This is a genomic window from Mucilaginibacter sp. OK283 (assembly GCF_900110415.1).
Lineage (GTDB): Bacteria > Bacteroidota > Bacteroidia > Sphingobacteriales > Sphingobacteriaceae > Mucilaginibacter.
Window position 1 is genome coordinate 182,588 of the sequence record NZ_FODR01000009.1, and the last position, 25,889, is coordinate 208,476.

General features: G+C 43.7%; 23 protein-coding genes and 4 tRNA genes. 17 read left to right on the forward strand and 10 right to left on the reverse strand.

What is annotated here, in order from left to right; translation table 11 throughout:
- Positions 1–103 precede the first annotated feature (103 nt).
- Entirely contained in the window at positions 104–1,648 is a 1,545-nt protein-coding gene (locus BMX56_RS20315; protein WP_090651505.1) for a Do family serine endopeptidase, read from the forward strand.
- A gap of 431 nt (positions 1,649–2,079) precedes the next feature.
- On the opposite strand, the gene BMX56_RS20320 is transcribed toward BMX56_RS20315, so the two are convergent.
- Complete coding sequence (locus BMX56_RS20320; protein WP_090651506.1) at positions 2,080–3,990, reverse strand: 7TM diverse intracellular signaling domain-containing protein; 1,911 nt, start codon at positions 3,988–3,990, stop codon at positions 2,080–2,082.
- Between the two features lie 403 nt (positions 3,991–4,393).
- On the opposite strand from BMX56_RS20320, the gene modA reads away from it, so the two are divergent.
- From modA to BMX56_RS20335, 3 genes are read left to right on the forward strand one after another with little or no spacing between them, the layout of a single operon-like run.
- Positions 4,394–5,164 carry a molybdate ABC transporter substrate-binding protein gene (gene modA, locus BMX56_RS20325; protein ID WP_090651647.1) on the forward strand — a complete coding sequence of 257 codons (771 nt, stop codon included), beginning with the start codon at positions 4,394–4,396 and terminating at the stop codon, positions 5,162–5,164.
- A 15-nt stretch (positions 5,165–5,179) separates the two neighbouring features.
- The gene (modB, locus tag BMX56_RS20330; protein ID WP_090651507.1) at positions 5,180–5,851 is read left to right on the forward strand and encodes a molybdate ABC transporter permease subunit; all 672 of its coding nucleotides are present in this window, start codon (positions 5,180–5,182) and stop codon (positions 5,849–5,851) included.
- Entirely contained in the window at positions 5,848–6,465 is a 618-nt protein-coding gene (locus BMX56_RS20335) for an ATP-binding cassette domain-containing protein (RefSeq protein ID WP_090651508.1), read from the forward strand. The genes modB and BMX56_RS20335 overlap by 4 nt, the downstream gene beginning before the upstream one ends.
- Positions 6,466–6,558: 93 nt before the next feature.
- On the opposite strand, the gene pnuC is transcribed toward BMX56_RS20335, so the two are convergent.
- Entirely contained in the window at positions 6,559–7,182 is a 624-nt protein-coding gene (pnuC, locus tag BMX56_RS20340; RefSeq protein WP_090651509.1) for a nicotinamide riboside transporter PnuC, read from the reverse strand.
- A gap of 129 nt (positions 7,183–7,311) precedes the next feature.
- Positions 7,312–8,253: an NADP-dependent oxidoreductase gene (locus BMX56_RS20345; RefSeq protein WP_090651510.1), complete on the reverse strand. Its 942-nt coding sequence runs from the start codon at positions 8,251–8,253 to the stop codon at positions 7,312–7,314.
- Between the two features lie 86 nt (positions 8,254–8,339).
- Between BMX56_RS20345 and BMX56_RS20350 the strand changes: the two genes are divergently transcribed.
- On the forward strand, positions 8,340–9,191 hold the full coding sequence (locus BMX56_RS20350; RefSeq protein WP_090651511.1) for a helix-turn-helix domain-containing protein: 852 nt from the start codon (positions 8,340–8,342) through the stop codon (positions 9,189–9,191).
- Between the two features lie 62 nt (positions 9,192–9,253).
- Complete coding sequence (locus BMX56_RS20355; RefSeq protein WP_090651512.1) at positions 9,254–11,683, forward strand: TonB-dependent receptor domain-containing protein; 2,430 nt, start codon at positions 9,254–9,256, stop codon at positions 11,681–11,683.
- A gap of 67 nt (positions 11,684–11,750) precedes the next feature.
- On the opposite strand, the gene BMX56_RS20360 is transcribed toward BMX56_RS20355, so the two are convergent.
- Both BMX56_RS20360 and BMX56_RS20365 read right to left on the reverse strand, forming a co-directional pair.
- Positions 11,751–12,227, reverse strand: coding sequence for a DUF1801 domain-containing protein (locus BMX56_RS20360; protein ID WP_143065490.1), 477 nt, complete (start codon positions 12,225–12,227; stop codon positions 11,751–11,753).
- A 1,111-nt stretch (positions 12,228–13,338) separates the two neighbouring features.
- Positions 13,339–14,919: a TROVE domain-containing protein gene (locus tag BMX56_RS20365; protein WP_090651514.1), complete on the reverse strand. Its 1,581-nt coding sequence runs from the start codon at positions 14,917–14,919 to the stop codon at positions 13,339–13,341.
- Between the two features lie 142 nt (positions 14,920–15,061).
- On the opposite strand from BMX56_RS20365, the gene BMX56_RS20370 reads away from it, so the two are divergent.
- The 5 genes from BMX56_RS20370 (at position 15,062) to BMX56_RS20390 (ending at position 16,113) form a co-directional block, all read left to right on the forward strand.
- A complete protein-coding gene (locus BMX56_RS20370) occupies positions 15,062–15,556 on the forward strand; it encodes a hypothetical protein (RefSeq protein WP_090651515.1) in 495 nt (164 codons plus the stop codon).
- 173 nt (positions 15,557–15,729) lie between these two features.
- Positions 15,730–15,802: transfer RNA gene (locus BMX56_RS20375), tRNA-Pro, on the forward strand.
- A gap of 4 nt (positions 15,803–15,806) precedes the next feature.
- A tRNA-Ile gene (locus BMX56_RS20380) sits at positions 15,807–15,879 on the forward strand.
- An 80-nt stretch (positions 15,880–15,959) separates the two neighbouring features.
- Positions 15,960–16,033: transfer RNA gene (locus tag BMX56_RS20385), tRNA-Cys, on the forward strand.
- 8 nt (positions 16,034–16,041) lie between these two features.
- Positions 16,042–16,113, forward strand: a tRNA-Gln gene (locus tag BMX56_RS20390).
- Between the two features lie 105 nt (positions 16,114–16,218).
- On the opposite strand, the gene BMX56_RS20395 is transcribed toward BMX56_RS20390, so the two are convergent.
- Positions 16,219–16,587: a winged helix-turn-helix transcriptional regulator gene (locus BMX56_RS20395; protein ID WP_090651516.1), complete on the reverse strand. Its 369-nt coding sequence runs from the start codon at positions 16,585–16,587 to the stop codon at positions 16,219–16,221.
- A 102-nt stretch (positions 16,588–16,689) separates the two neighbouring features.
- Here BMX56_RS20395 and BMX56_RS20400 point away from each other — a divergent pair, with 102 nt between their 5' ends.
- Positions 16,690–17,574 carry a PhzF family phenazine biosynthesis protein gene (locus BMX56_RS20400; protein ID WP_090651517.1) on the forward strand — a complete coding sequence of 295 codons (885 nt, stop codon included), beginning with the start codon at positions 16,690–16,692 and terminating at the stop codon, positions 17,572–17,574.
- 19 nt (positions 17,575–17,593) lie between these two features.
- Here the strand turns inward: BMX56_RS20400 and BMX56_RS20405 are convergent, their stop codons facing one another.
- On the reverse strand, positions 17,594–17,995 hold the full coding sequence (locus BMX56_RS20405) for a hypothetical protein (RefSeq protein ID WP_090651518.1): 402 nt from the start codon (positions 17,993–17,995) through the stop codon (positions 17,594–17,596).
- A gap of 115 nt (positions 17,996–18,110) precedes the next feature.
- Here BMX56_RS20405 and BMX56_RS20410 point away from each other — a divergent pair, with 115 nt between their 5' ends.
- A complete protein-coding gene (locus tag BMX56_RS20410; protein ID WP_090651519.1) occupies positions 18,111–19,100 on the forward strand; it encodes a hypothetical protein in 990 nt (329 codons plus the stop codon).
- A gap of 73 nt (positions 19,101–19,173) precedes the next feature.
- Here the strand turns inward: BMX56_RS20410 and BMX56_RS20415 are convergent, their stop codons facing one another.
- The gene (locus BMX56_RS20415) at positions 19,174–19,398 is read right to left on the reverse strand and encodes a DUF4287 domain-containing protein (protein ID WP_090651520.1); all 225 of its coding nucleotides are present in this window, start codon (positions 19,396–19,398) and stop codon (positions 19,174–19,176) included.
- Positions 19,399–19,583: 185 nt separating this feature from the next.
- Here BMX56_RS20415 and BMX56_RS29905 point away from each other — a divergent pair, with 185 nt between their 5' ends.
- The 3 genes from BMX56_RS29905 to BMX56_RS20430 all read left to right on the forward strand — a co-directional run bounded on the left by BMX56_RS29905 (position 19,584) and on the right by BMX56_RS20430 (position 22,478).
- Positions 19,584–20,960 (forward strand): hypothetical protein, encoded by a 1,377-nt coding sequence (locus BMX56_RS29905; protein WP_143065491.1) that lies wholly within the window; start codon positions 19,584–19,586, stop codon positions 20,958–20,960.
- Positions 20,961–21,041: 81 nt separating this feature from the next.
- Positions 21,042–22,064 (forward strand): nucleoside hydrolase, encoded by a 1,023-nt coding sequence (locus tag BMX56_RS20425; RefSeq protein WP_090651521.1) that lies wholly within the window; start codon positions 21,042–21,044, stop codon positions 22,062–22,064.
- A 258-nt stretch (positions 22,065–22,322) separates the two neighbouring features.
- Positions 22,323–22,478, forward strand: a complete 156-nt coding sequence (locus BMX56_RS20430; RefSeq protein WP_143065492.1) for a lmo0937 family membrane protein — start codon at positions 22,323–22,325, stop codon at positions 22,476–22,478.
- A gap of 57 nt (positions 22,479–22,535) precedes the next feature.
- Here BMX56_RS20430 and BMX56_RS20435 read toward each other — a convergent pair whose 3' ends face one another.
- The gene (locus tag BMX56_RS20435; protein ID WP_090651523.1) at positions 22,536–23,300 is read right to left on the reverse strand and encodes an SDR family NAD(P)-dependent oxidoreductase; all 765 of its coding nucleotides are present in this window, start codon (positions 23,298–23,300) and stop codon (positions 22,536–22,538) included.
- A 185-nt stretch (positions 23,301–23,485) separates the two neighbouring features.
- On the opposite strand from BMX56_RS20435, the gene BMX56_RS20440 reads away from it, so the two are divergent.
- Complete coding sequence (locus BMX56_RS20440; protein WP_090651524.1) at positions 23,486–25,048, forward strand: M20/M25/M40 family metallo-hydrolase; 1,563 nt, start codon at positions 23,486–23,488, stop codon at positions 25,046–25,048.
- 155 nt (positions 25,049–25,203) lie between these two features.
- Here the strand turns inward: BMX56_RS20440 and BMX56_RS20445 are convergent, their stop codons facing one another.
- Positions 25,204–25,845, reverse strand: a complete 642-nt coding sequence (locus tag BMX56_RS20445; protein ID WP_090651525.1) for a response regulator — start codon at positions 25,843–25,845, stop codon at positions 25,204–25,206.
- Positions 25,846–25,889 lie beyond the last annotated feature (44 nt).

The following is a 25,889-nucleotide window of genomic DNA, read 5'->3' on the forward strand; positions in this document are numbered from 1 at the left end:
ATTTTAACAAAAAACCTGATAACTTATCGTTGCTTATGTAGTCTATATGGTATTAAATTTGATTTGTTAATTATAAACAAAATAAAGAAAGGCAAATATAAAGATGAAAAAGATTGGTTTAACATTATTAACCGCTTTTGTTGGAGGAGCCATGGCTTTAGGCACTTACAAGGTTATCGAAAACAAATATTCTGACAACCTAAGCTTCGAAGACAAACAAAAAGTTTATTTTACCAGTAACCCATCGGCACCGGTGGTATCCTCAACCGGCTCGCTTGATTTTACCGAGGCTGCTGCTGCTGTAACGCCTGCGGTGGTTTACATTCGTACTACCTATAGCAGCCAATCAGGCAGTAGCGGGCAAGACCAGTTTGAGCAGATGTTTGGCGATATGTTCGGCCAGCGCATACGCCCGCAGGGCCCGCAAATGGCATCAGGGTCGGGCGTAATTATCTCTAATGACGGGTACATTGTAACCAATAACCATGTGGTTGAAAAAGCCGATAAAATTACCGTTGCTACCAACGATCACCGCACCTTCCAGGCTAAAGTGATTGGTACCGACCCAAGCACCGACCTTGCCCTGATCAAAATCAGTGCAACCGACCTTCCTATTGTAAAATTAGGCAATTCAGACGATGCCCGCGTAGGCGAATGGGTGCTGGCAGTAGGTAACCCTTTTAACCTTAATTCAACCGTTACAGCTGGTATCATCAGCGCCAAAGGCCGCAACATAGGCATTATTGGCAGCGAAGACAATCAGGACGAGAGCAACCCGTTTGGCCGTACCCGTAACCAGCAAACCACACCTAAATTAAACAAGGCGATTGAATCGTTTATCCAAACAGATGCTGCCATTAACCCAGGTAACAGCGGCGGAGCCCTTGTAAACACAAAAGGCGAGCTGATAGGCATTAACGCCGCGATAGCATCGCATACCGGCTCATATGAAGGCTACGGCTTTGCTATCCCGGTTAACCTGGCCAAAAAAGTACTGAACGATATTAAAAAATATGGCACCGTAAAACGTGGCTTTGTTGGTGTAAGCTTTACCGAACTTAACCCTGATGTAGCACAAAAATTAAACATCAACAATACAACCGGCTTATATGTTAATGACTTGGTTGAGGGCGGTGGCGCGCAAGCAGCCGGTATCCAAAAAGGGGATATCATTGAAAAAGTAGAGGGCGTACCTGTTTATGAATCGTCTGATCTACAGGAGCACGTAGGCCGCTTACAGCCCGGCGACAAAGTAAACATGACCGTGCTGCGCGATGGTAAAGAGAAAACGTTTGCCGTAACGCTTAAAGCAGACGCCAATCCTACTGGCACCAAAACTGCAGCCGTATCAAAATCGGCCGAGGAGTTGTTTAACAAGCTTGGAGCAAGCTTTCAGCCATTAAGCCCGGCTCAAAAGGCAAAATTCCATGTAAACTCTGGTGTTATGGTAACCCAGGTGCGCGAAGGCAGGGTGTTTGATAGCTTCGAAATTCCAGTGGGCTCTATCATCACCAGCATCAATAAATCGCCGATAAACAGCGTAGCCGATATTGATAAGGTGATCACCAATTTGCGCAATGGTAACCTGGTAATTTCGGGCTACTATCCGGATGGCACAAACTTTAACAACATGTTCCAGGTACAGTAAGCAGATGTGCAGATATGCAAATTTCAGATGTGCAGATGAACTAATAAATACAAAGCCGGCTTAAGCCGGCTTTGTATTTATAGGAGATTTAGCTGCGATGACCTGTTATTTAATATAGCGAAAGGAATAAGCCAATGAGGTATAAGACTATATAAGCATCAAGCGATACCGGGTGTTTATAGTCTGATCCTGATTAAGAGATCCAGATCGCTTTGGTGTTGTTTTGACCAACAACAGGCACAAAGTATCAATACGCTAAATTGCGCAAAACGCCACTTTAATGTTAACTATGTGATATTGTAAATTGCTTATTGCCAGGTATTTATAAATTACATATCTGAAATGTGTTAAGTTATGTTAACCCAATTTAGATGCGTTTGCCCTGAACCGGATCTAATCGCTTTTCAGCTTTCCGCCTTTTGGTTTCCAAACTAATCTACCGTATTGTCAATCACCAACTTACTCCAGCCCTTTGAGCCGGCGTTTTTAATCTCTTTTTTCTGAGCCTCCATGGCCTTTTTAATACGGGTGCTATACGCCCAGCAGGTACTCTGGCGAATCGATAATATCTCTGATAATTTGTGTGACGAAATTTTTCCTTTTGTGGAGTACATCAAAAAAATCATGTAAAAAGCTTTATTGATGGGGATGCGGGTATTTTGTAAAATGGTATAAGCAATCACCGATTCTTCGTAACCGCATTTGGAACAACGGCGGCTGTACGGCAGGTGCCCGCCCCCGTAATGTGTACTATTACACTTGCGGCAGGCATAACCGTTTTCCCACTTCAAATTACTCAGGAATTTAAAACAGGTTTCCCTGTCGGGGTAAATTCTGCTAAACTCTTCAAAATCAACCTCTGCCGACATAACCCTGTCATGAGTCACCTTCTCAATATCGTTATGCAACGTAACGTTGTCTTTCTCAAGCAGCACGTTCATGCGCGAAATTTCTTCGGCTTGCTGCTGCAACAATTCGTTTACAGATAGTAGCTCCTCGTTCTGGTCGGCTATCATGGATGATTTTTCAACCAGTTCCCTGGTGCGTTCCTGTACTTGTTCTTCCAGGCGTTTGTTTAGCACATCTTTTAGCTCCTCATTCTGCTTCATCTGCTTAATGATAGCCACCTGGGCATCGTCCTTTTCTTTTTTCAGGATGCGTACTTTGTCGCCAATAGCAAAGGAGATGAACAGCATTTCGGTAATAAAGCAAACGCTCAAACTGTAATAATCAAACTCGGTAACAGGCAGCCACCACATGTTTAGGGCAATACAGCTTTTGATGATAAACCCCGTGAGTAAAAACAAATACCCGATAACAAAAAAACGGGCTGGTTTGTACCCTTTTGCCCAGGTATAACAGCCAGCGTAAAATGCCAGCAGTAACGGTATAAACTCGATGATCTTGTAATTAAACCAGCTATTGTTTATGGTGATACAGGCCATAAAAAAAAGACAGCGCAGTGCAATGACCCAACTGGTAGCTTTGTATAAACGCGGCGCGTTCACTTTTAAATTGAGCAGGCTTTGCGTAAACAACACGGCAAATATACTGGCGGCAAACAGGGCTATGCCATAAGCATATTGATTCCAGCCCGGGTTATTTGGCCACATGTACTGGTAGGCAATGCCATCGGCGCACATTTCATAAAGGCCAATGCTAATGTTGTAGGCAATGTAATATAAGTATTGCACCTTGCGCATGGCAATAAACATCATGAGGTTATACAGGCCGAAAACCAGGATCATCCCATAAAAAACACCGAAAAAGAAATATTCATCCAGTGCATAACTGATAAACCAGCTCACGGTGCGCAACACCATAATTACGTTAACCGAATGGTGCGACCGGATACGGATGTAATAAATCGCGTCGCCCGTTCCGGGGTTATTTAAATTAAGGCTAAAGTTTTTATGGTGATAAAACCGTTCTGAAAACGGGCGGCTGCTCCCCAAAAGTATGGGTGTATATTTATTTGCGGCTATCGGCGAATAAACGGTAATACTATCAATCGTTTGATCAAAAAACTCCAGCAGCCAACTATTTTTAGTAGCAGGGTTACCGCCAATTTTGATGCGGTACCAATAGGTAGAATTTACGTTCCTGGTAACAGGTGTTGGCTCGGGATTTACTTTAAAACGGCTATCAAAAGCTGGCAGGCCATCGCCGGTAAACTGCAGGCGGCCGGTGGTATCTTCAAAATAATAAACCTGTTTGTATTCAAATATATGCTGCTTAACATGGTCATCCAGCCGGACAATATTTTGGGCGGAAGCGGGGGTAATAATGTAAAAAAACGATAGTAAAACGGCGGGAAAGTATCTCGTTAAAAGTTTACACATACGCAGGTAAAGGGGGTAATTATCTTTCGTACCCGCAGCTTGGTTTTGCGGGCACGAAAGCTGTTTAATTTGGTTAGCGTCAGGCCGGGTACAATGATAATATATTTCTTTTTATAATCCTATTAAAGGTGTATAATACAGTTATTTAATATGATTTTTATCAGGCTTAAATGACTTTTTAAGCTATCTTTTTGTTTTTTTTTATAAAGTAAACAAACTTGCCGAACATATATAAAAACCACACCCGGGGCAATCATATCATTTACGAATTTTAACGCAGCCGGCATCAATCAATTAACCGCGTAACAAGCTTATATTTGTAGTGTTTAAGAGGCCTGGCAACACCATTAAGCAAAAAAAAGCTAATTCGCCTGCCTTTACCAAACAAATAAAACAGATACCCATGAAGCATAAAAAATACAATAGCAAGCCATTTAAAATTTTCCTGATGGTCATTTGCACCATGGTGCAGTTGCCTGCTTTTGCTCAAAATGTGAGGGTTGCCGCTGCTGCTAACCTGCAATCGGTTATTGAAGTGTTGCAAAAGGATTTTAAACAAAAAACAGGGATCGGCATTGAACCCATCGTAGGTTCATCCGGTAAATTGGTAGCGCAAATTAGCAACGGAGCGCCCTTTGATGTGTTCCTATCGGCTGATATGAACTTCCCCGAAGCGCTTTATAAGGGAGGCTTTGCTACCAAACAACCAGTGGTGTACGCTAAGGGCAGCCTTATTATCTGTAGTTCGCAAAACATTGGATTTGAGAATTGGGAGCGGTTGCTATTAACTGCGAGGGTAAAGAAAATAGCTATAGCCAACCCGGCCATCGCCCCTTACGGTAAAGCTGCCGAAGAGGTTTTAAAATATAAAGGCATTTTAGACGAGGTAAAATCTAAAGCCGTTTATGGCGAGAGCATCTCGCAGGTAAATACCTACATTACTACCGGTGCGGCCGATGTTGGTTTTACCACCCAATCATTAATAAAAGAGACTAGCCCTAAAATGGTGCTGTACTACAAAGTTATCGCCCCTAAATACTATAAACCTATTTTACAGGGCATGGTGTTGTTAAAACATGGCGCAGGCAACCCCGATGCCGAAAAGTTTTACTGGTATATATTAAGCCCGGCGGCCAAAAGTATTTTTGCAAGCTATGGCTACCGTATGCAATAACTACTATTTTTGTTGATGGATTTATCCCCAATATGGCTCACTTTAAAGCTGGCAGGCGTTACCACGGCGCTGTTGTTTATTGTGGGTGTGCCTTTTGCCTGGTGGCTATCCCGGGGGCGGTCGTTTTTTAAGATCATTGTGGAGGCTATTATCACTATGCCACTGGTGTTGCCGCCATCGGTATTGGGGTTTTATTTGTTGCTGGCTTTTAGCCCGCAATATGGTTTAGGCAAATGGTTACATGATAACTTTGATGTGCAGTTTGTATTTTCATTCCCGGGCCTGGTGCTGGCATCGGTAATTTATAGCATGCCTTTTATGATTGGCCCGGTAAAATCGGCATTGCAACAGTTGCCCGCTGCGCTGGCCGAGGCCTCATATACCTTGGGCAAATCGAGCTGGCAAACATTTAAGAGTGTGTTATTGCCCAATATCAAACCATCGCTATTGACGGCTATTGTACTTAGTTTTGCGCATACCCTGGGCGAGTTTGGAGTTGTGCTGATGATTGGCGGCAATATTCCCGGCGTTACCCGTGTAGCCTCCATCGCGGTTTATGATTCGGTAGAGAAAATGGATTATGCATCGGCCAATAACTACTCGCTGATTTTATTTTCCATAACGTTTGTGATGGTGATAGCTGTTTTTGTATTTAATAAATATCAAGCCAAAAGCCCTTTAGGATGATCAGTATCAATATCGAAAAGAAGCTAAAGGCCTATCACGGGCAGCAGGTATTGCATATTGATAAACAATTTGCAATGGGCAGCATCACCAAAATACACGGGCCATCAGGCTCGGGCAAAACAACATTTTTAAAAGTAATAGCAGGGCTTATCAATCCCGACAAAGGGGCTATCAAAGCAGATCATGAAACGTGGTTTAATGCGGAAACAAATATCAACCTATCAACCCAAAAAAGAAATATCGGGTTTGTTTTCCAGCAGTATGCCCTGTTCCCCAACATGACCGTTCGGCAGCACCTGGAATATGCAACCGCTGATGAAAACTGGATAAACCGCCTGTTATTACTGGGCAAATTAGAATCGCTGGAAACGCATAAACCCGATTATCTATCGGGCGGCCAGCAGCAACGCCTGGCCATATTGCGGGCATTGACTACCAAACCACGGTTGCTTTTAATGGACGAACCCTTTTCGGCCCTCGACGCAAAAATGAAGACGGAACTGATAGCAGCATTAAAAGAATTGCTGAAAGAGCTAAATGTAACCACCATCATAGTAAGCCACAACCCGCAGGAGTTAGACGGCTGGGCCGATGATGAAATGGTATTCAGTTAAGCCGAAAGTCTTAAGCCGGAAGCCTCAAGTCCTTTTTTGCCCGGCAGGCACCCCGCTTGTTTTTATGTAAATACCATTTCCCTGACTTAGAATTTAAGACTTTCCACTTAAGGTCTGGGCTTTATATTCTTTGTTCCAGTCAATATACCCTATGATGGCTAAAACGAGCAGGATAAGGTATAAAATAGCAGTTACATACAGGTTTTTGTAGATGTACAGCGGCACATAGCAAATATCCACAAATACCCACAGCGCCCAGTTTTGCAGAATCTTCCGGGTCATCAGCAATTGGGCCATAAAGCTTACCGAAGTGCAAAAGCCATCGATATAGGGCACCGTGCTCGAGGTAAAGTGCTGAAGATACAAACCCAGTAGTCCCGATAGCAGCAGTGTGGTCAATAGCACCAATAAATATTCTTTGTGGCTAAGGCTAATTACCGGCTTTTCCTGCCGCTCTTTTTTTCGCAGCCAAAAATACCAGCCATAAATCCCTGTACCAAGGAAATAGATTTGCAGGTAGGCATCGCCAAATAAACCACTTTGAAAAAACACCACCATGTAGGCTATCACTGCAATAATGCCGGCCAGCCAGTTCCAGATGTTTTGCCGCGCCGCCAGGTAAACGCAGGCAATAGTGGTGACGGCCCCAAGCCACTCCAGGTAGCTGGTTTGTTTGATGCCCTGGATGATGTTTTGACCGATGGAAAGGTATTGCATTTATATCAAAGATATAATTTTTGATATTTTGCAGCCATAACAGGGAAAGCAAGTGGCAATAAATGGATGACGCAGAAAAACTTACGAAGTTTGAAAAACCTCGTAAGTTTAAAAAAAAGTGTCTTTATTTTATATCTCCACCACAACTTTCCCCACAGCCCTTCCACTCTCCAGCAAGGTATGCGCTTCACCCACCTGCTCCAGCTGGAAAACTTTGGATACATGCGATTTGACGATGCCTTTTTCTAAAAGTTCCGCTATGATTTTCATATCATCGCCACTTGGGTAAACCAGTACATTGTGGCCCTGTACACCTAATTCCTTTGCTTTTTGAAGCAACTCGTCGTTGAAAGCATGTAAGATACAGATTACTGCACCTCCTTTATTTACGATATGGAGCGACTGTTCGGTATTTGCACCACCTATCGGATCGAAAATAAAATCAATATCACTTACTGCTTCTTCAATTTTTTGTGTTTTATAATCTATGTGCTCATCTGCACCTAATGACAAAACAAAATCCTTATTGGCTGCCGATGATGTACCAATAACGTAGGCCCCCAAATGCTTGGCCATTTGTACCACGTAGTGGCCAACACCGCCCGCGGCAGCATGAACTAACACCCTATCGCCTTTTTCAACTTTTACTTTGGTAGTTAAAACCTGCCATGCTGTAAGCGCGGCAAGCGTGGCTGCGGCGGCCTCGTTATGGGTTATGTTTGCAGGCTTTATCGCCAGCTCAGATGGTTTGGCAACAACATATTCGGTATAGGTTTTACCTAATACCGGGAAGTTAATCATCGCAAACACTTCGTCGCCGGGCTTAAAGCCGGTAACCTCGCTGCCTGCTTCGGTTATTACGCCCGAGATATCCCAGCCTAAAATTATAGGCAACTCCATTTTGGTACGACCTGCTGCGCCCTTTCCCTGCCGGGTTTTCGCATCAACCGGGTTTATGCTGATGGATTTTAACTTTATTAATACTTCATCGGCCTTGATGGCTGGTACCGGTATGTTAACGGCTTCAAAATTTTCTATACCGCCAAATGCTTTTAAAATTATTGCTTTCATTTTTTCTTTTTTTTGACAAGGCAAATATCTACCAATAAAAATAATTAAATTGGTAGATGTTTACTATAATTTGGTATTTTTGCTTTATGGTAAAGGAAAATCTGTACGAACCGTTTTCAATTGCTTATCTAACATTAGATAAATGCCCAAAGTTTGAACATCAGCATAGCTTTTTTGAATTAATTTATGTGATATCCGGCACCGGCAGGCAATGCATCAACAAAAATCACTTTGATTACCGGGGCGGGCATATGTTTTTAATCACCCCCGAAGACTGCCATTCGCTGCATATTGAAACTACTACCGAATTTTTCTTTTTGCGTTTTAACGATATCTATCTCAAAAATGGCAGCCTCCTGCACGAAAATATCCAGCGGTTGGAGTACATATTGCACAACGCCAATCACCAGCCAGGCTGCATTCTTAAAAACCTGCCCGATAAACGCCTGGTAGGGCCAATGGTAGAAGCCATTATCCGTGAATATGAAAATAAGGACATTTACAATAAAGAGCTTATTCAGCAACTGGTAAATACGCTGATCATCGTGGTAGCCCGGAACATTGCCCGCTACCTGCCAGAGCAGTTAAACATGGGCACCGAAGAAAAGGCGATGGATATTTTACAATACGTGCAAAGCAATATCTATTATCCCGAAAAACTAAAGGCCGATGTAATAAGCAATACCTTTAGTATCTCCGAAGCTTATATGGGCCGTTACTTTAAAAAGCACGCCAGCGAAACTTTGCAGCAATACATTATCAATTACAAAACCAAACTAATTGAGCACCGCCTGCAGTTTAGCGATAAGCGCCTGAATGAAATTGCCAATGAGTTTGGCTTTACCGATGAAAGCCACTTTAACAAGTTTTTCAGGAAGCAAAAAGGCAACAGCCCTAAAGAATACCGCAAAATGATACAATTGCCGCGCGCATCGTAACCAGGTGTAACACTTTGCATTGACAGGCGTCTTACTGCTGAATTCTGATTACATTAGCTGATATGACCCTTAAAACCCGGTGCCTGCTTGTCTTGCTTTTTTTATCATCAATCGCCTTTGCACAATCTTCCGGGGCCGCGAAACCTGATTTCACCCTTGTTATACTAACCGAAACCGGGCAGGCTGCAGAAGGTGCTACAGTAAAACTGATAAAAGACGATAAGCCAGTAAAATCGGCTCTTGCAGATGCCCGCGGAGCGGCAAGGTTTGATGCTATCCCAGCCGGCTCTTACCTATTTTCGGCCACTTATACAGGCTACAAGCCACAACTCAGTCGTGCCTATAAATTCCCCGGGCATAATTATTCGGATACCATTAAGCTGCAGCCCTTAAACACGGCGCTTAAGGAGGTGAATATTGTGGCCCATGCTCCCCTGGTACAGCAAAAAGATGGTAAAACCATATTAAATGTTGATGCCTCGGTTACCAGTACAGGCTCGACAGTATTAGAAGTGCTGGAGAAATCGCCGGGCGTTAGTGTTGACAGGAATGGCGGTATTTCCCTTCAGGGCAAGGCCGGCGTTATGGTGATGATAGATGACAAACAAACCTATTTATCGGGTGCCGATTTAAATAATTTATTGAGCAGCATGAGCTCGAGCCAGGTTTCCCAGATTGAGTTGATTACCAACCCAACCGCTAAATACGATGCCAGCGGCAATGCCGGTATTATCAACATAAAAACCAAAAAGAATAGGCAAAAGGGATTTAACGGCACGTTTACATCGTCGGTTGGGCAGGGTGTTTATCCTAAAAACAATAATAGCCTGGTACTTAATTTCCGTACCGGCAAAATCAATACTTTTTTTAGTTACAGCATGAACCTGGTGCAGTACCTTACCAATATTTATGCCCTAAGAAAGTATTACGATTCCAGCAACAACATAACAGCCAAGCTCGATCAGCCTTCCTATTTTTCGGGCACATCGTTCAACAACACCATCAAAACCGGGTTAGATTATTCTGTTACCGACAAAACTACCATTGGTGTAGTATTAGGCGGCACGCTGGTTAATCGCAACGGCAACAACCGCGCAGTAGCAACCTGGTTAAATACCAGCGATGTAGTTGACTCGGCCATATCAACCACCAACCATAACAAAAACCGGTTTAAAAACGGCTCGGTCAACTTAAACTTACGGCATACGCTCTCATTGTCGCAAACGCTTGGGGCCGATGTTGATTACCTGCATTACAATATCCAAAGCGAACAAAATTTTAACAACTCGCTGCTTGCACCGGGCGGCTACCAGGAACTGTCCAGGAGTAACATCCCCACATCCATCAGTATCTTATCCGGCAAGATTGATTACAGCATTAAAACAGACCAGTATGGCACGTTTCAATCGGGCTATAAATCATCTTACAGCAGCACCGATAACGCCGCTTTATATGAAAACCTGAATAATGGGCTATGGTCCGAAGACTACAGTAAAAGCAACCAGTTCTTATATAAGGAAAACATTAACGCGGTGTATGGCACTTTTGAGAAAAAGTATGCTAAAATAACCGCCCAGGCCGGCTTGCGGTACGAGTACACCAGCTATAAAGCCCACCAATTGGGCAATATCCTGCAGCAGGATTCAGCTTTTAAAAGAAATTATGGCGGCTTTTTCCCAAGTGGCTTTATCAGCTACCAGGCCGATTCCTCACATAGTTTTACATTAACCGCTGGCCGCCGCATCGACCGCCCTATTTTTCAAAACCTGAACCCTTTTTACTTTATCATCAATAAATACACCTACCAAACCGGCAACCCCTATTTGCTACCCCAATACAGCTGGAATTTCGAGCTAAGCCACCAGTACAAAAACCTCCTTACCACTACGCTGCTATACAGCAATATAAAAAATTACTTTTCTCAGCTGTTTTTAAACGATGCCGCCAAGGGAATCCTGTTGTATTCGCAGGGGAACGTAGGCAGCACGCATAATTATGGCCTGTCATCAACACTATCGGTATCGCCGGTTAACTGGTGGAGCCTGACCTTTCAGGCATTATATAACCATAAGCAACTGAAAGGCTTTAATGGGAATACCTATACCAGCCAGGCAGATCAGTTGAACATAAACACCAACAACCAGTTCACCATTGCTAAAATTTACACTGCCGAGCTATCCGGTTTTTACACCACCAGGGCCCGTAACGATATACAGGAGCAATTGTACCCAACAGGGCAGCTATCTTTAGGTATATCAAGGCCAATACTAAAAAAACGGGCTACTTTAAAATTCAGCGCACGCGATATTTTTTACACCAACGCCATGGAAGGGCTTACGCAATTCCCCAATGCTACCGAGTATTTTAAATTGACACGAGATACCCGTGTATTTACACTGGCGTTTACCTATCGCTTTGGCAAATCATACAAAGTGACCGGCCGGTCGGATGGTAGCGCAGGAGACGAGAAAGACCGGGTTGGGAATGGCTAATAAAAGGAGATAAAAGCATAAAGCTGAAGGCTAATTGAGAAATTAAAGTATACTGGCCGGCCAGGCGTTATTTTTTTGTCTTTGCTTCTCGCTTTTTTGGTGATATCATTTTGGTGATGGTTTTGCCATAAACAATATCCTTAGGATTCTTGACTTTGGCCAATGAATTTTCCCAGGCCTGCTCAATTAAAGCGGTTATATAATCCCTGGGGAAATCATCAAGGTTGTTTACAAGCAAGTATCGGTATTGACTGCCTTTACCCAACAAAAGCTGTTTTGGATCGGCAATTTCTGATCCCCAGTAAAATCCGAAATGTACGTTTTGATTGCCCCCGCGATAAGCCGCTACCGAACAAAAAGTTTGCCCCAACTTTTCGGTAGGCGACCAGCCAAAGGCCAATGCATTGTAGTTGTCATATATAATTTCATTAGCCTGGGGGTATAAATCCCACACAAATTCGCGTAGCCAGATTGCTTTTTCACGTACCTCGGGCGAAAACTCATATAGAAACCTGAGTAAATCGGTTACTTCTTCTTTGGGCATGGCTTGCTGGTTTGGTATGTTAAATATATTAACATAAACCTTGCAAAGCAACAAGCTGGCGTAAATCAAGTTGTCGCTAAATGAATATGGCTGAAGGTTGCCGATTTATATCCCCCAATTGGGCTAAAGCCCTATTTCTGTTGGATCTTTGTCCGTTGGCTGAAGCCAACGGCAATGAATGTTTTAATTCATTGCCGTCCCTTTTAAGGGGCGGATAAGCATAAATTGGAAGTTAAGGGCTTTAGCCTAAAGTCCGTTAGTAACAACTTGATTTGCAGCCCAGGCAGATCGGCATGGCGAAATCAAAAAAACTATAAAGAAGAGCAACAACGAATGGCAAGGGCAACTGGCAACAAGCGACGTGCCTGCTCTACCACTGAGCTACAATAGCGGGCTTTTGAAGGCTGACGTTAAAGGCCGGGCTCGAACCGGCGACCTGGGATTTTGGAGATCGAAGTAACACTTGTTTAACGACACCTTAACCACCGGTTATTGCTATTTACATTTTTATTAAACCACCCCTGATGGCCGGGATACTAACAAAGGGCAACAGGCAATAAGTATTTCTGCGTCATGCTCTAACCAAACTGAGCTACTGCGGTTATCCGCAGGCTGGACTTGAACCCGCGACCCTGACGTCCCAAATCGAAGTATTACTTATTTACGACACCTTTTTGGTTCCGAAATAGCCCCCTAACCCCCTAAAGGGGGAGCGCAATTTCACACTCCCCCTTTAGGGGGCTGGGGGGCTAAAGAAGGGTAACTTGCAATAAGTGCATGCTTACCCCGTGTTTTCCCAACTCAACTACCCTATGCAGGGGCCGGATTTGAACCGGCGTTCCGGGCTTGAATCGAAGTAACACTTATTTAACGACACCTTCTTTTTATTTTTAATAACATAAGAAGCAACAAACGACCAGGAAACGGGGACTCGCGTTAGGGACTCGAACCCCCATCACAGCTTGCGCCACAATGCCCTCCCCTTATTGGCGAAGTAATCCTGATCTACGGCATTCTTAATTTTTTTAAAAAGGTTATACGTTCAACGTTATACGTAATACGTTTTTTTAAATACCTAAAACGTACAACATCTCACGTATAACCTATACTGTCAGATTTCCACCTTATTGATTTCGCTTAAAGCTGAATTCCCTTTCTCAAGGGCTTCCAGAACTTCAAACACTTTATCGCTCCAGCCCGCTACCAGGTAAACGTCGTTTTGCATTACCTGCAATGGTACCTTGCTGTATCCTTTTAAATCAAACAGGTATAGTTTTGCCTTTGGCGCAACTGTTGTTTTATAACGCAACCATAAGGCGTTAATGCTATCGCCCTTAGCTGGCATGCTGTCATAAAGCTGGCAATCGGTAAATAATATTACTTTATCCATTTGCACATTACGGTCAAGCAGGTCTTTGATTACCAGGTAACCGTTGGTTGAATAACCAACCTCGCCTTCGCGTTTGTAAAATTCCTGCACATTGTTCAATATGTTGTGGCGTGGTACCGTAATGGTTTTCCATGTATCGCCAAACATACCCACTTCTACATTTTTACAACGCGATTGCAGCAACATGGCCAACATCAGGCCAACATCGTACAGCAAAATTTTTGATTTTGCCGATACCGCTGTTTGCATCGAGCCGGATACATCGCAGGCCAGCAATACCCTGGTATCGTGATCGAAGCCTTTGATGTTCACCGCGCTTGCCTGTGCCGCTTTTTCCAACGCATCCAGTAACTCGCCGGTATAGCCTTTGTTGCCTCTTAATAACGCTTTAAGCTTTTGGCCCAAACCTTGTACAGGGGTTACGCTTCCGGCACTTAACAATTCGCGGTATGCAGCCAGGTAACGGAACGGAAACTGCTTTGCCTTTGCCACTTTATCGGCATCGGCAAGTGTTGCGCATACCTTTTGGATATGGGCATAGCTTACACCGGCTTCCTGTATGTTGCGCAGGTTACGCAGCAGGGCCATATAACCCAACTTGCCACTATCTATCAACTCCTCCCATTTGTTGCGGAAAGCCATCGCCTTTGCCTCCTGGCTATCGTAATTAAGCTGCCCTAATGCCGATAGTTCGGTTTCCCAGGTGTATGGCGTTTGCAATGTGCCGCTTACTATTTTGTTAAACACCAGTTGCTGAGCATCATCCTTTGCTTTTGGGTGCATCAGGAACAAAGCGTCGCGCATTTTTATCGCGGTATCGCGGTTGTACTTGGCAAACTGGTATTCATCAAAGTTATTAAAAGCGGCTTGCAGGCCTTTTTGCATTTGCTTTGATAAGCGGTTCAGCTTTTTTGGGCCGGTACGCTGGTTCAGCATTTCGTAGCATGCCAGCAATTCGGTTATTTCATCTGCGCGGTTAACAACCCCGGCTGTAACCCGGGCAACCAAATCGTCGCCCGAGTGCAGCTTAGCCAATTCAGTAGCCAAAACCAATGGCACCGAACGCATGTACATTTTGGTACGGGCATATACTGCCAGCCTGCCCACAAATTCGGGCTTGCACTTATATATAATGTTGCGCAGGCGCTCCATACGGTCATCGTTTTTTTCGTAAAAGGAATCGCTCAGGCTCCAGGTTACTACCAGGGTATACAGTTCCATCTCGGGCGATAACGCAAACGCTTTTGCACCCTCGTGATTAGTGAACTGATTTTTTACTTTGCTTAACAAGTTAAATTTCATTGTTACCTCCTTTTATTTGTTTTGATGATACAAAGGTTAAGAGGCGCTGCGCAGCCTATTTGCGCAGTGAAAATTATTTTTATTTTTTTTTGAAAAAAAGATTAGAAGGAGTGGTAACTATACATAACCTTACGAAGCATTTATGAAATTCTTTCCCTACGAAAACTGTTATATTACCAGCGCCCTATCATATGAAGAGGCACAACTGAAATTAGAAGAAATTTTATCACCGGGTAAGGGCTTGTTTTCACCAATACCATATTTTAAAGGCTACACGGCAAATGGCGTGTTCCAAATCTCGCCCGATATAACTTACCGTAACTCATTTCTGCCTCAAATAAAAGGGTCGATACAAGCAAATTCAAAAGGATGCAGCATACATTTGACAATGAGAATGTATACCGCAGTCGAGATATTTGCAACGTTGATTGCAATCGGGTTCGGTATTGCAGGATTAATAAATGTAATTTACGGTAGCATCGCCAATAATCTCAAACCGGTCGACTTCAGTCTGTTTTTAGGGGCGTTATTTGTGTATATGTTAGCGACCGCGGCCTTTAAGGCAGAAAGCGTCAAGGCAAGGGAGAAGTTACTGGAAATATGGGATGGTGAGTTGATTTTAAAAAAAATAATTTAATATTTTTCTTGTTTAATAAAATATTTATGTATCATTGCAGCATGAAAAATACAATATGTATACAATGTCAATTCCCCCAGCTGATTTATCAGAGGAGATAGCTATGTATTCATAAAAACGATATAAACTAATGCAATCCTCTTAGATAAACCTAAGGGGATTTTTTGTTTTACAGGGTAGTATATCAATGGTTAGATTACTCCGTTTGGAACGGAGAGGCTCCCGGTTCGAGCCCGGGTTACCCTACTATGGAAATGTAGCTCAATGGTCAGAGCAGCACCCTTATACGGTGTCGGTTAAAGGTTCAAGTCCTTTTATTTCCACTATAAAACAGTTGTTTACATAAATGCAGTTAAAACTAAAACGATGCGATGAGCGGATAAAGATAATTTTATAATGCCTTGGCCGGTTGCCCGAGTGGTTTAAGGGAGTCCTCTGCAAAAGGAATGTTCGCAGGTTCGAATCCTGTACCAGCCTCTGTTTATTTTCCTGTGGTGCAATTGGCAGCACAACTGATTTTGGTTCAGTTGATCGTGGTTCGAATCCATGCAGGAAAACCCATGCGCTTTATTTATTAAAATACGCATGTTAAATTATAATTACGTATTATTCGGTATGTTCTGCCGTATTGATGAATTATCTCGCCTGAGCTATTTTTAATATCAGGCTTTTATTTTTTGCCTATGGTTTAACCCCCACTGCACTAATGTTTCTGTAACAGGAAAAACACTCAGCCCATAATCGGTGATAGAATAATTTACGGTAACAGGCCTGGTATCCATCACTGTTCTGGAAACAAGCAGGTTCAATTCCAGGTCCTGCAATTCTTTAGACAGCATCTTGGCCGAAATCCCCTCAATTTCCCGCTGGAGCTTTTTAAATGTGTTTTTCTCGCCTACGTGGTTATTCAGGTGCCGCATAATGCGCAATTTCCATTTTCCGCCCAATATTTCCAGGCTGTCTTTAATGGCCGCCAATTCCTGGTCGCAGCTTGCTTCCTGTATGTTCCCGTTGATGATGATAGTGGCCATAATTATTGATAGTTAACCAAAGGTAACCGGTTACCTTTGGTTAACCCATAACAAAAATAAACTACCAGGCTTTACTTTTGGCATCATGCTAATTAAATAAAAATGAAAAAACTTAATTATTACGTGCTGGATGTATTTACCGATCAGAAATATAAAGGCAATCAGCTCTCGGTAGTTTATACCGACGATGAACTTGAGCTGAGTCAGTATCATGCCATTTCCCGGGAATTTGGCTACTCCGAAACTTCATTCGTAAATTATTCAACAACCGAAAACGCGCTGAAGGTACGCTCGTTTACCCCGGCTGAATTTGAGGTTGTAGGCGCCGGCCATAACCTGCTGGGCGCGGTGTGCCTGGCTTTACTAAAGGATTGGGACATTTTTAAAAACCAGGACGGGCCGCCATCGGTAATAATCAAGGATACAAGAATCCCGCTGCTGGTTACTGAACATGGCGGGCTTCCGTACGTGGCCATGAAACAGCAGCCGGCGAGGATAATAACTGAATTGCCTGCCGGTTTGGTTGCAAAAGCTATTGGATTGGATTTAAAAGATTTAGAATTAAACAACTGGAAGGTTAACGTTGTTGAAACAGAAGTTGCCCACCTGATGGTACCTGTAAAAGATTTGAACACATTACAACGCGCGGCGCCCGATAAGGCACTTTTAAAACAACTCTCGGCAAAATTCCAATTTGAAGGCTTTTACCTGTTTACCACAAATGGCCAGGATGCCGGCTATATTGCCGAAACACGTTTTTTTAATCCAGGTATCGGTATTGATGAAGACCCTGCAACAGGAACAGCTGCCGGCCCCCTGGCTGGTTACCTGGAAAAGCTGGGACATATTAAGCAAGGGCAGGATTATAGAATATTGCAGGGCACAGCCGTTAAGCACCCATCGTCAATCCATATCAAAGTTGAGGAAGATGGCATTTGGGTAAGCGGCTCGTCGGTTATTGTCATGGAAGGCATCATATACCTGTAAAAGGCCCGGCAGGCGGTATTTATTCCTTTTCATAGTAGTCTACCGGCGCATCAGCCGCACTGCCTATAGCGCCGCCCAGGCTAAACTTGTTCCCGGTAAGGCCTATATATTTTGCCTCGCTGTTGTAATCATTATCAAAAATGATGCGGTTACGCTCGGCACCGTTTACGTTTTCTTTAAACAGCTTATAAGTGCCGCTTTTTTTCAAAACGTGTTTAAGATAGTATTTGTAATTAGTGGCCGAAAAGTTGTAAACGGTGCCATTGCCCGGCTTATAGGCGCTGCTGTCGGTTGGTGGCGGGCAATAACAGGTTGTCCCCCGGTATTCCCAGCTCCCGTTAAGGTTAATGCCGGTGTTATTATCTTTTTTACAGGCGAATAAAAACAAAGCGATGGCGCCTGCCAGTAATATTTTTTTCATTGATACTCAGGTTTATTAAGCTTATTACGGTTGCGATAACGAAAATGCTACAGTAAATTATTGGCCAATAACTAAAATTTCAGTATTATCGTGACAGGAACCTTTTACAATTAAAATGAATATTATTAAACATCTTACGAAGATATCCGTCTTTTTACTTTTCATAGCCGTATTGCAAAGCTGCGGCGGCCCCAGTGGCCCGGGCATTTATAAAAACGAAAAAATAAGTTCAGGCGATCAAAGCCGCTTTCATGATTTAAACGACAAACTGTTTGCCGCGCTGAAAACCAATGACGAACCCCAGCTGGAATACATCATGTCGCAGGATTTTATAGCTGTTACCAACAGGAAAAGAGTTGTTGAACTGGTAAGTAATCGTTTTAAGGAAGATGATTACAAGTTACTTGACGAGTACTACGTGGTTAATCGCTACATTCATGGCGATACCATTAAACCGGCCTTAACTGGTGGCAAATACACCGTTTACTGCCCCGGCGGTGTTAAAGAGATGTACATTGCCTTTTTTGTGCCCAAACACATTGCCAACCAGTATATGATAACCGCACTTTATTGCAAATACGATTATGGCTGGAAACTTAGCCAGCTGGAAACCAACGCCTATGCCAAAAACGGGAAAAGTATGACCGCGCTTTTAGCCGATGCTAAGGCTGCTTACACAAAAGGCTTCCTGGTTAACGCCCTGAATGACGGCGCTTCGGCTATCAATTGTTCAAGACCAAGCAGCCTATGGAAATATGATAGTGAAGCCGAAGCTGGCGAGTTTTACAGCAACGTTTTAAACCGGGTATCTGCTAAATATAAGGTTCCGTTGCCCATTAAAGGCGCGCCAACCCACCTTGAAATTATTCGCATTTTTACCCAGGAAGATAAGGAAGGTACATTCCCGATGATATACTACCTAACCAATATCAAGCTAAGCGATACTACAGCTATCAAAAAAGAGAACGAAGTGATCAGGAAAGTGATAGATAAAACCATTCCCGGCATTGATAAGGATAATAAATACGTGCTTTACTCCGCGTTTAACGAGTGGCCTACGGGCGTTAAAACCGTTGAGCATTTTGATATGAAGCAAAAAATGTAATTAAGCTTAAGGCGAAAGCTAAAAACCAGATTCTAAAAAGAGGAGTTATTGGATATAGCTCCTCTTTCCTTTTCTATTCACTATCCTTGTTCTTGATGCCTTTTAGTAAAGCATAAATTGCCATGGCATGGCCGTGGCCAAGATCAAAGTCGGCCTTTAGCCAGGCTACTATATCGCCTGCTTTTGCTTTTAATTCACCGTTTTGTGTAAGCCCTTTTTCTTCGGCTATGGCCCTGAAATCAGCGGGCCCTTTGCCTGTTTTGGTTTTAATAGTGTTTAAATATCCCTGGAATGACATGGCTGGTTATGCTTGGTTTATGAAGCTAAATATAAAATGTAAACATCAAATTCGAGCTATTTTTAAATGGATTTAGCGTTAAGGCGGCGATATAGCCTAATTAAGCGTTACGCTACATATGTGCAAATGTCTGCGGGAATTACCCAATTCATTATCTTTGTTATTAATCATCTGCTCCGATTGCTATGTCTAAAAAGAAAAAAACCAAGGTTGTTGCACTAAAGCCGGTTCAGCTAAGTGCGGAAAAATATATAAAAACACAGGCACGCCTGTTACCCATTGCCGAATGCATTATAAACGAAGATTGGGAAACCGCCGGGATAGCCAATATCCTTGTTGCCAGGAAGCACAAAAACGGCAATTTAACCATCGGACTATTTTTGGTTGATATGTATTGCCTTGGCCCTAAGGATGTATTATATGAGTTTAACCTGAGCCCGGAAAAATATGACGAGTGGAAAGATAAGTTGGCCTATGGGATAATAGCGTGCGACTATGTTTTAGCGCACAATATTATTCATGGCGCCGTTGCCTATGCCGAAGACTATGGTTTTAAACCGCATAAGGACTTTGAAATTGCTCAGTATATTTTAGAAGAAGACAGCGAGGATATTGAACTGATAGAAATAAAGTTTGGCGTGGATGGCATGCCCTGTTTTGTGCCCGGCCCTAATGACTCCGACCACAAGATTCAAACCATCATCAATACACTTAACCGCACCGCGGGCTACGGCAACTATACATTTTTGGGCGATGGCGATGACTGGGACGATTTTGATGAGGAGGATTGGGATGATGACGATGAAGAAGAAGATGATGATGATGACGACGATTTTGACGAAATACAGGCAGGCATAAATGAACTGTTGCTGGATGGTTATGAAAAAATAAGCGCGGTATATGACGAAGTTTTGCGAACAGACGGCGCCAGGGAAGCGCTTAAACAACCTTTTATTGGCTTAAAATATCGCCTGAGCAACGATCCCAAAGAAACAGCCTATATGAAATTTGATAGTGCGGCAGAAGAAAACGAATATTTTCGCCTGCTAAACCTGGCATCGGTTGATCATGAATATGACCTGGTAATAACGGGCGTACGAAAAGCCATTGCTAAATATACCGGTTCGGCACCATGGTATATGCTATGGCATTCGGCGCTCCAAGCCGACAGACAGCATGACGAGAGCTATAGGATAGCCGAAGTGATGTACACCGCGTTTCCAGATTATTTACCTGCCAAAGTGAGCTATGCCAACATGCTTATTGATACCGAAGAGCCGGAAGGCGTACTTGCTGTGTTTAACGGACAGCCAGACCTGGGATATATTTATCCCGAACGAAAGGTATTTAACCTCACCGAAGCTGCAAATTACTATGCCTGCATGTGCCGCTATTTTACAGCGGTTGATAATATCGACTCGGCCGATATGTATATGGATGCCATCATCAAAAATGACTTGACCGATCAATTCGGTATCCAGGTGGCTATACGCGAGCTTTGCAAGGCAAAAATGAAAAAGCTTGGCATCTTAACAGATAACGAAACTGACGATGACGATTAGGCGGCGTTAAATGATTTCAGGCCCGGTTATTTGAAGGTAAAAGCATTATATTGCCGTTACCAATTAACAACCCTAAAAATCATGATCAAACGTGTTATCCTTGCCTGCATGGTGCTTCCTTTTATTATTCCACGCGTTGCTATCGCGCAGGGAACGGCCGCCAATAAGCCGGTTTCGCCACGGATCCGGGTGATAATGGATAACGATTTTAGCGGCGACCCGGACGGCTTATTTGCCCTTACGCATTTGATGTTATCGCAATCGGTAGATGTTAGGGGAATCATAGGCTCGCATCTTAAGGTGGGCGATGGTTTTGATCCTTCAAAAACCCAGGCAGACAATGCCGCAAAAAAAACGGCAGAACTGTTAGCTATCCTGAAAATGAACGGGCGGGTGCCTGTAGTAGCCGGCTCAAACACCGGGATGCTAAACGATACCACCCCGGTTAAAAGTGCTGCAGTTGATATGATTATTAAAGAGGCCTTGCGGACCGATACGCAATTGCCACTATATGTAGTCTGTGGTGCCGGGCTTACCGAAATCGCATCTGCGGTTTTAACCAACCCAGCTATTGCCGGCAAGCTTACCCTGATATGGATAGGCGGTCCCGAATATGCCGACCTGGCCTTACCCCCGCCAGGCTACTCCAACCCCGAATACAATTTAAATATTGATATTGCTGCAGCCCGCGCGGTTTTTAACCATTCGCAATTGAAGTTGTGGCAGGTGCCGCGCAATGCATACCGCCAGGCTTTGCTGCCGTATTCGCAGCTGCAACTCAAAATTAAGCCCCAGGGCGAGGCCGGTAAATATTTAACTAACGTGATAGAGAGTTTGATGACCCGCATCCAGCAATGGCACCTGAATATTGGCGAAACGTACGTTTTAGGCGATAGCCCGCTGGTGTTGCTTACCGCCCTGCAATCATCATTCGAGGCCGACCCTTCAAGCAGCGAATATGTGCTTAAAAACTGCCCGAAGATAAATGCACAGGGTGGCTATGATTATAATGCAGGTGGCCGCAACATTCGTGTGTACACCCGCCTGGATATTAACCTGATGTTTAATGATTTTTTTGCGAAGCTGGAGTTGAATAGCAAATAACCCTTCCGGATTATCAAAAAAAGATAGTTTATAAATTATAAGATAAATTTATAAACTTAAAAACGTCATTTATTCATATGCAGATCGATAAGTTGTATAGAATAATAACCTATTTACCTTGTTTTAAGTACAGAAAACAGGCGATGAAAGCGTTATTCCCGGCGATTTAAGGTAGAAAACAGAGTTGGTATTTAAATTGTAAATGATTTAATACATCATTTGAAAAACAATTTTTATAAACAATTAAAAAAATCTATCATGAATTCATTACTGTATATTATTGCCGTTATCCTGATCATAGGCTGGGCAATTGGAGCGTTTGTTTACTCTGTAGGTAGTTTAATCCACATCCTGTTGGTTATTGCTATTATAGCCCTAATACTCGGCTTTTTACGCAGGGACACAGCAATATAGTCTGCTGTTCTAAATAAAATTCAACCCCGGCCTGTTTTGCATGCCGGGGTTATTTTTTTAACTCCTTAGGTAAGATGCGCCGTTAATATCAATAATACTGCTGCTACTAAATTCCATCCCCTCAGATGCGAAAATGGCTGCCAGCCGGGCTACCTCTTCTGCTCTGGCCACGCGGCCAAAAGGGCTTTGGTTTTTTATTGCCCGGCCGGCCGGACTGTTCAAAATGTCGGCAGTCATATCTGTCTCTGTAAACCCTGGCGCTATAACATGTATGCTTACACCCTTTGCCGCCAATGCAATAGCCAACGATTGGCTCATCGAGTTTAAACCTGCCTTACTTGCACCATAAGCAGGGCAATCAGGCTCGCCGCGGAATGCCCCACGGGATGAAATGTTCACTATTTTACCGCCGCCCTGCTCCGCCATCTGCCGGCCTGCAAAGTAACACAGGTTGGCAACACCCATCAGGTTAACATCAATGGTTTGTTTCCACATAGCCAGCCAGTGAGTATAATCAGCATCCATAATCTTGTGTTCCAGGAATACACCCGCATTGTTCACCAATACATCAATCCCGTTATGCTTTGCTATAAAAGCCTTCATAAAGGTTTCAACCGCGCTGGCATCCTGTATTGCCAATTGCCATGCACTGTGCCCGGTTCCCCGCAGCAAGGCAATTGTTTCTTCGGCGGCCTGCTGATTGCTTAAGTAGGTTATAGCAACCTGTGCACCCGCAGCTGCGAATAACTGCGCGCAAGCCCGCCCTATACCGCGCGAGCCGCCCGTGATTAAAACCCTTTTGTTTGTAAAATCAAATGTCATGATAGTCTTGTTGCTTGGATAACAAATAACGGAAACCTAAGTCATAAGCGCATCAAAATTTAAGTTTACGCTGTGGTTTTATGTAAAAAACATACCCGGTCTACGGTTCACATTTTCGGTACATAATTTAATCCGGCATTCATATCATCAAAAAAATCTCTACTTTTAACTATCACTCCCACATTATGAAACACTTGAGCTTTAAAACGCTACTGGGCCTTAGCCTGTTTGCCTGCACGGCAGCCTATGCGCAGCAGGAAACCATTGATACGGCGGCCTTCCGTAAAATCAGGAACGCCGAGCTTAGCAGTTCGCAAATTCCGCAAATTGCGCATTACCTTACCGATGTTTCGGGCCCGAGGCTCACCAATTCGCCGGGCTACAAGCGGGCCGCCACCTGGGCTGTTGAAACTATGAAAAAATGGGGCTTAACCAATGCTAAAATGGAGCCCTGGGGCGAATTTGGCAAGCAATGGGAGGTGCAGGATTTCAGCATATCAATGCGTGCTCCGTATGTGCAATCTGTACGGGCATATCCAGGCCCATGGAGCGCTAATACCAAAGGCTTACAGCAGGGGCAGGTAATACTGCTTACACCTGCAAACGCCATGGATACCGCTTACCTGGCCAGCCATGCCGCCGATTTTAAAGGCAAATTTGTGTTGGTAACCGGCGGTGCCGCCAGCAGCGCCGAAAGATTTGAACCATCGGCAACCCGATTGGCAGATACGGCCCTGGCTAATCTTAAAGATGCCTACATGATTGATAAATCGACGATACAGATGTATAAAGGCTACTTTAAAATTTTTGCTAAGGTTGATGAGTTGCTTAAATCATCAGGCGCACTGGCCTATATTACTACCGGCAGCAATAACCATAACGGAACCGTTGTTGTACAGGCCTATGGGGGCTACAAAACAACAGTGGCCGAAACCGTACCCAAGGTAACCATGTCGGCAGAAGACGGGCAAAAAATAAAAAGGCTCATCCTATCCGGCCACAAAGTAGAATTGGCTTTAAATATCAGTGGCAACCTCACAACCGATGATACAAAAGGCTACAATGTGGTTGCCGAAATTCCTGGCATCGATGCTAAACTGAAACCCCAACTGGTAATGCTTGGCGGCCATCTTGATTCATGGCAGGCCGCCACGGGTGCCACTGATAACGCCGCCGGCTGTATTGTGATGATGGAGGCCGTGAGATTGCTGGATTCATTGGGACTTAAACCTAAACGAACCATCCGTATAGCCCTTTGGAGCGGTGAAGAACAGGGCTTGTTAGGTTCTTTTAATTATGCAAAAAAACATTTTATGGATGGTACAACATTCGCCCTAAAACCCGAACAAGCAAAGGTATCAGCCTATTTTAACCTCGATAACGGCACCGGCAAAATAAGGGGCATCTACGCCCAAAATAACCCGGCTGTAAAACCCATATTTACGGAATGGTTTAAGCCATTTGCCGATCTGGGTGCCCAAACCGTAACTATGAGCAACACTGGTTCAACAGACCACCTCAGTTTCGATTGGGCGGGCATCCCCGGTTTTCAGTTTGTGCAGGATCCTATTGATTACGAAACCCGCACCCATCACAGCAACCTGGACGATTATGACCACCTGATAATTGACGACCTTAAGCAAGCGGCCATCATTGTTGCCTCGTTTGTATACCAAGCTGCCATCCGCCCCGATATGCTGCCCCGCAAACCGCTGGTTAAAGAAAATTTTGTGTTTGATGGATTTTAGGGATGAATGAAAACCAGCATTTAAAAAATGCCGGCGGGTTATTTTGCTTCAACAGCTGTTTAAAAGATAACCGTTAACATCCGTGTACATTCACCATATCCCTAAATTTTTCCAAACCGCTTATAACGCTGTCTCTTTACCTGCAAGCCGCCCCTTTACAAATTATACTGCAATATAAACTTGGTAAGTTCCACCGGGTTTTTCAGATTCAGTTTTTGCATGATGTTTTTGCGGTGTGTTTCAACAGTATAAATGCTTAAGTGCAGGTGATTGGCCATTTGCTGGTTGGTATAGTCCTGCTTAATAAATTGCAGCAATTCGGTTTCTCTTTTCGTAAGCTGAAATTGCTTTAAAAAAGGGTCGGCGTCATCAAATGTGGAGTTAACAACCGGCGGTTTGTACGGAAAGCATTGCTGCCCCTGGGCTACTTGCCGCATTACCCTCAATAGCTCCTCTTTTTCGGCATTTTTAAACAGGTAACCATCGGCGCCGGTGGCCTTTGCTTTTTCAATAAGGTGTTGTTCGTTATAGGTAGATAGCATTACCACCTTTATTTTGGGATAGTAAGACTTTATCCGTTTAAGCACCTCGAAGCCATTAATGCCCGGCATGTTAATATCAAGCAATACCAGCGTGGGCGTATGGGTATGGAGCAGCCCCAACACCTCTTTGCCATTTGCCGCTGTATTCATGATCTCAATATCCGGCTCATTTTGCAATAACATGCTAAGCCCGTTTATAAATAATGTATGATCATCTGCTATGATCACTGATAGTTTTTCAGTTGTCATTTCCATCGTACTAATTACTTGTAAACCTATGTTTTATTACCGCCGCAAAA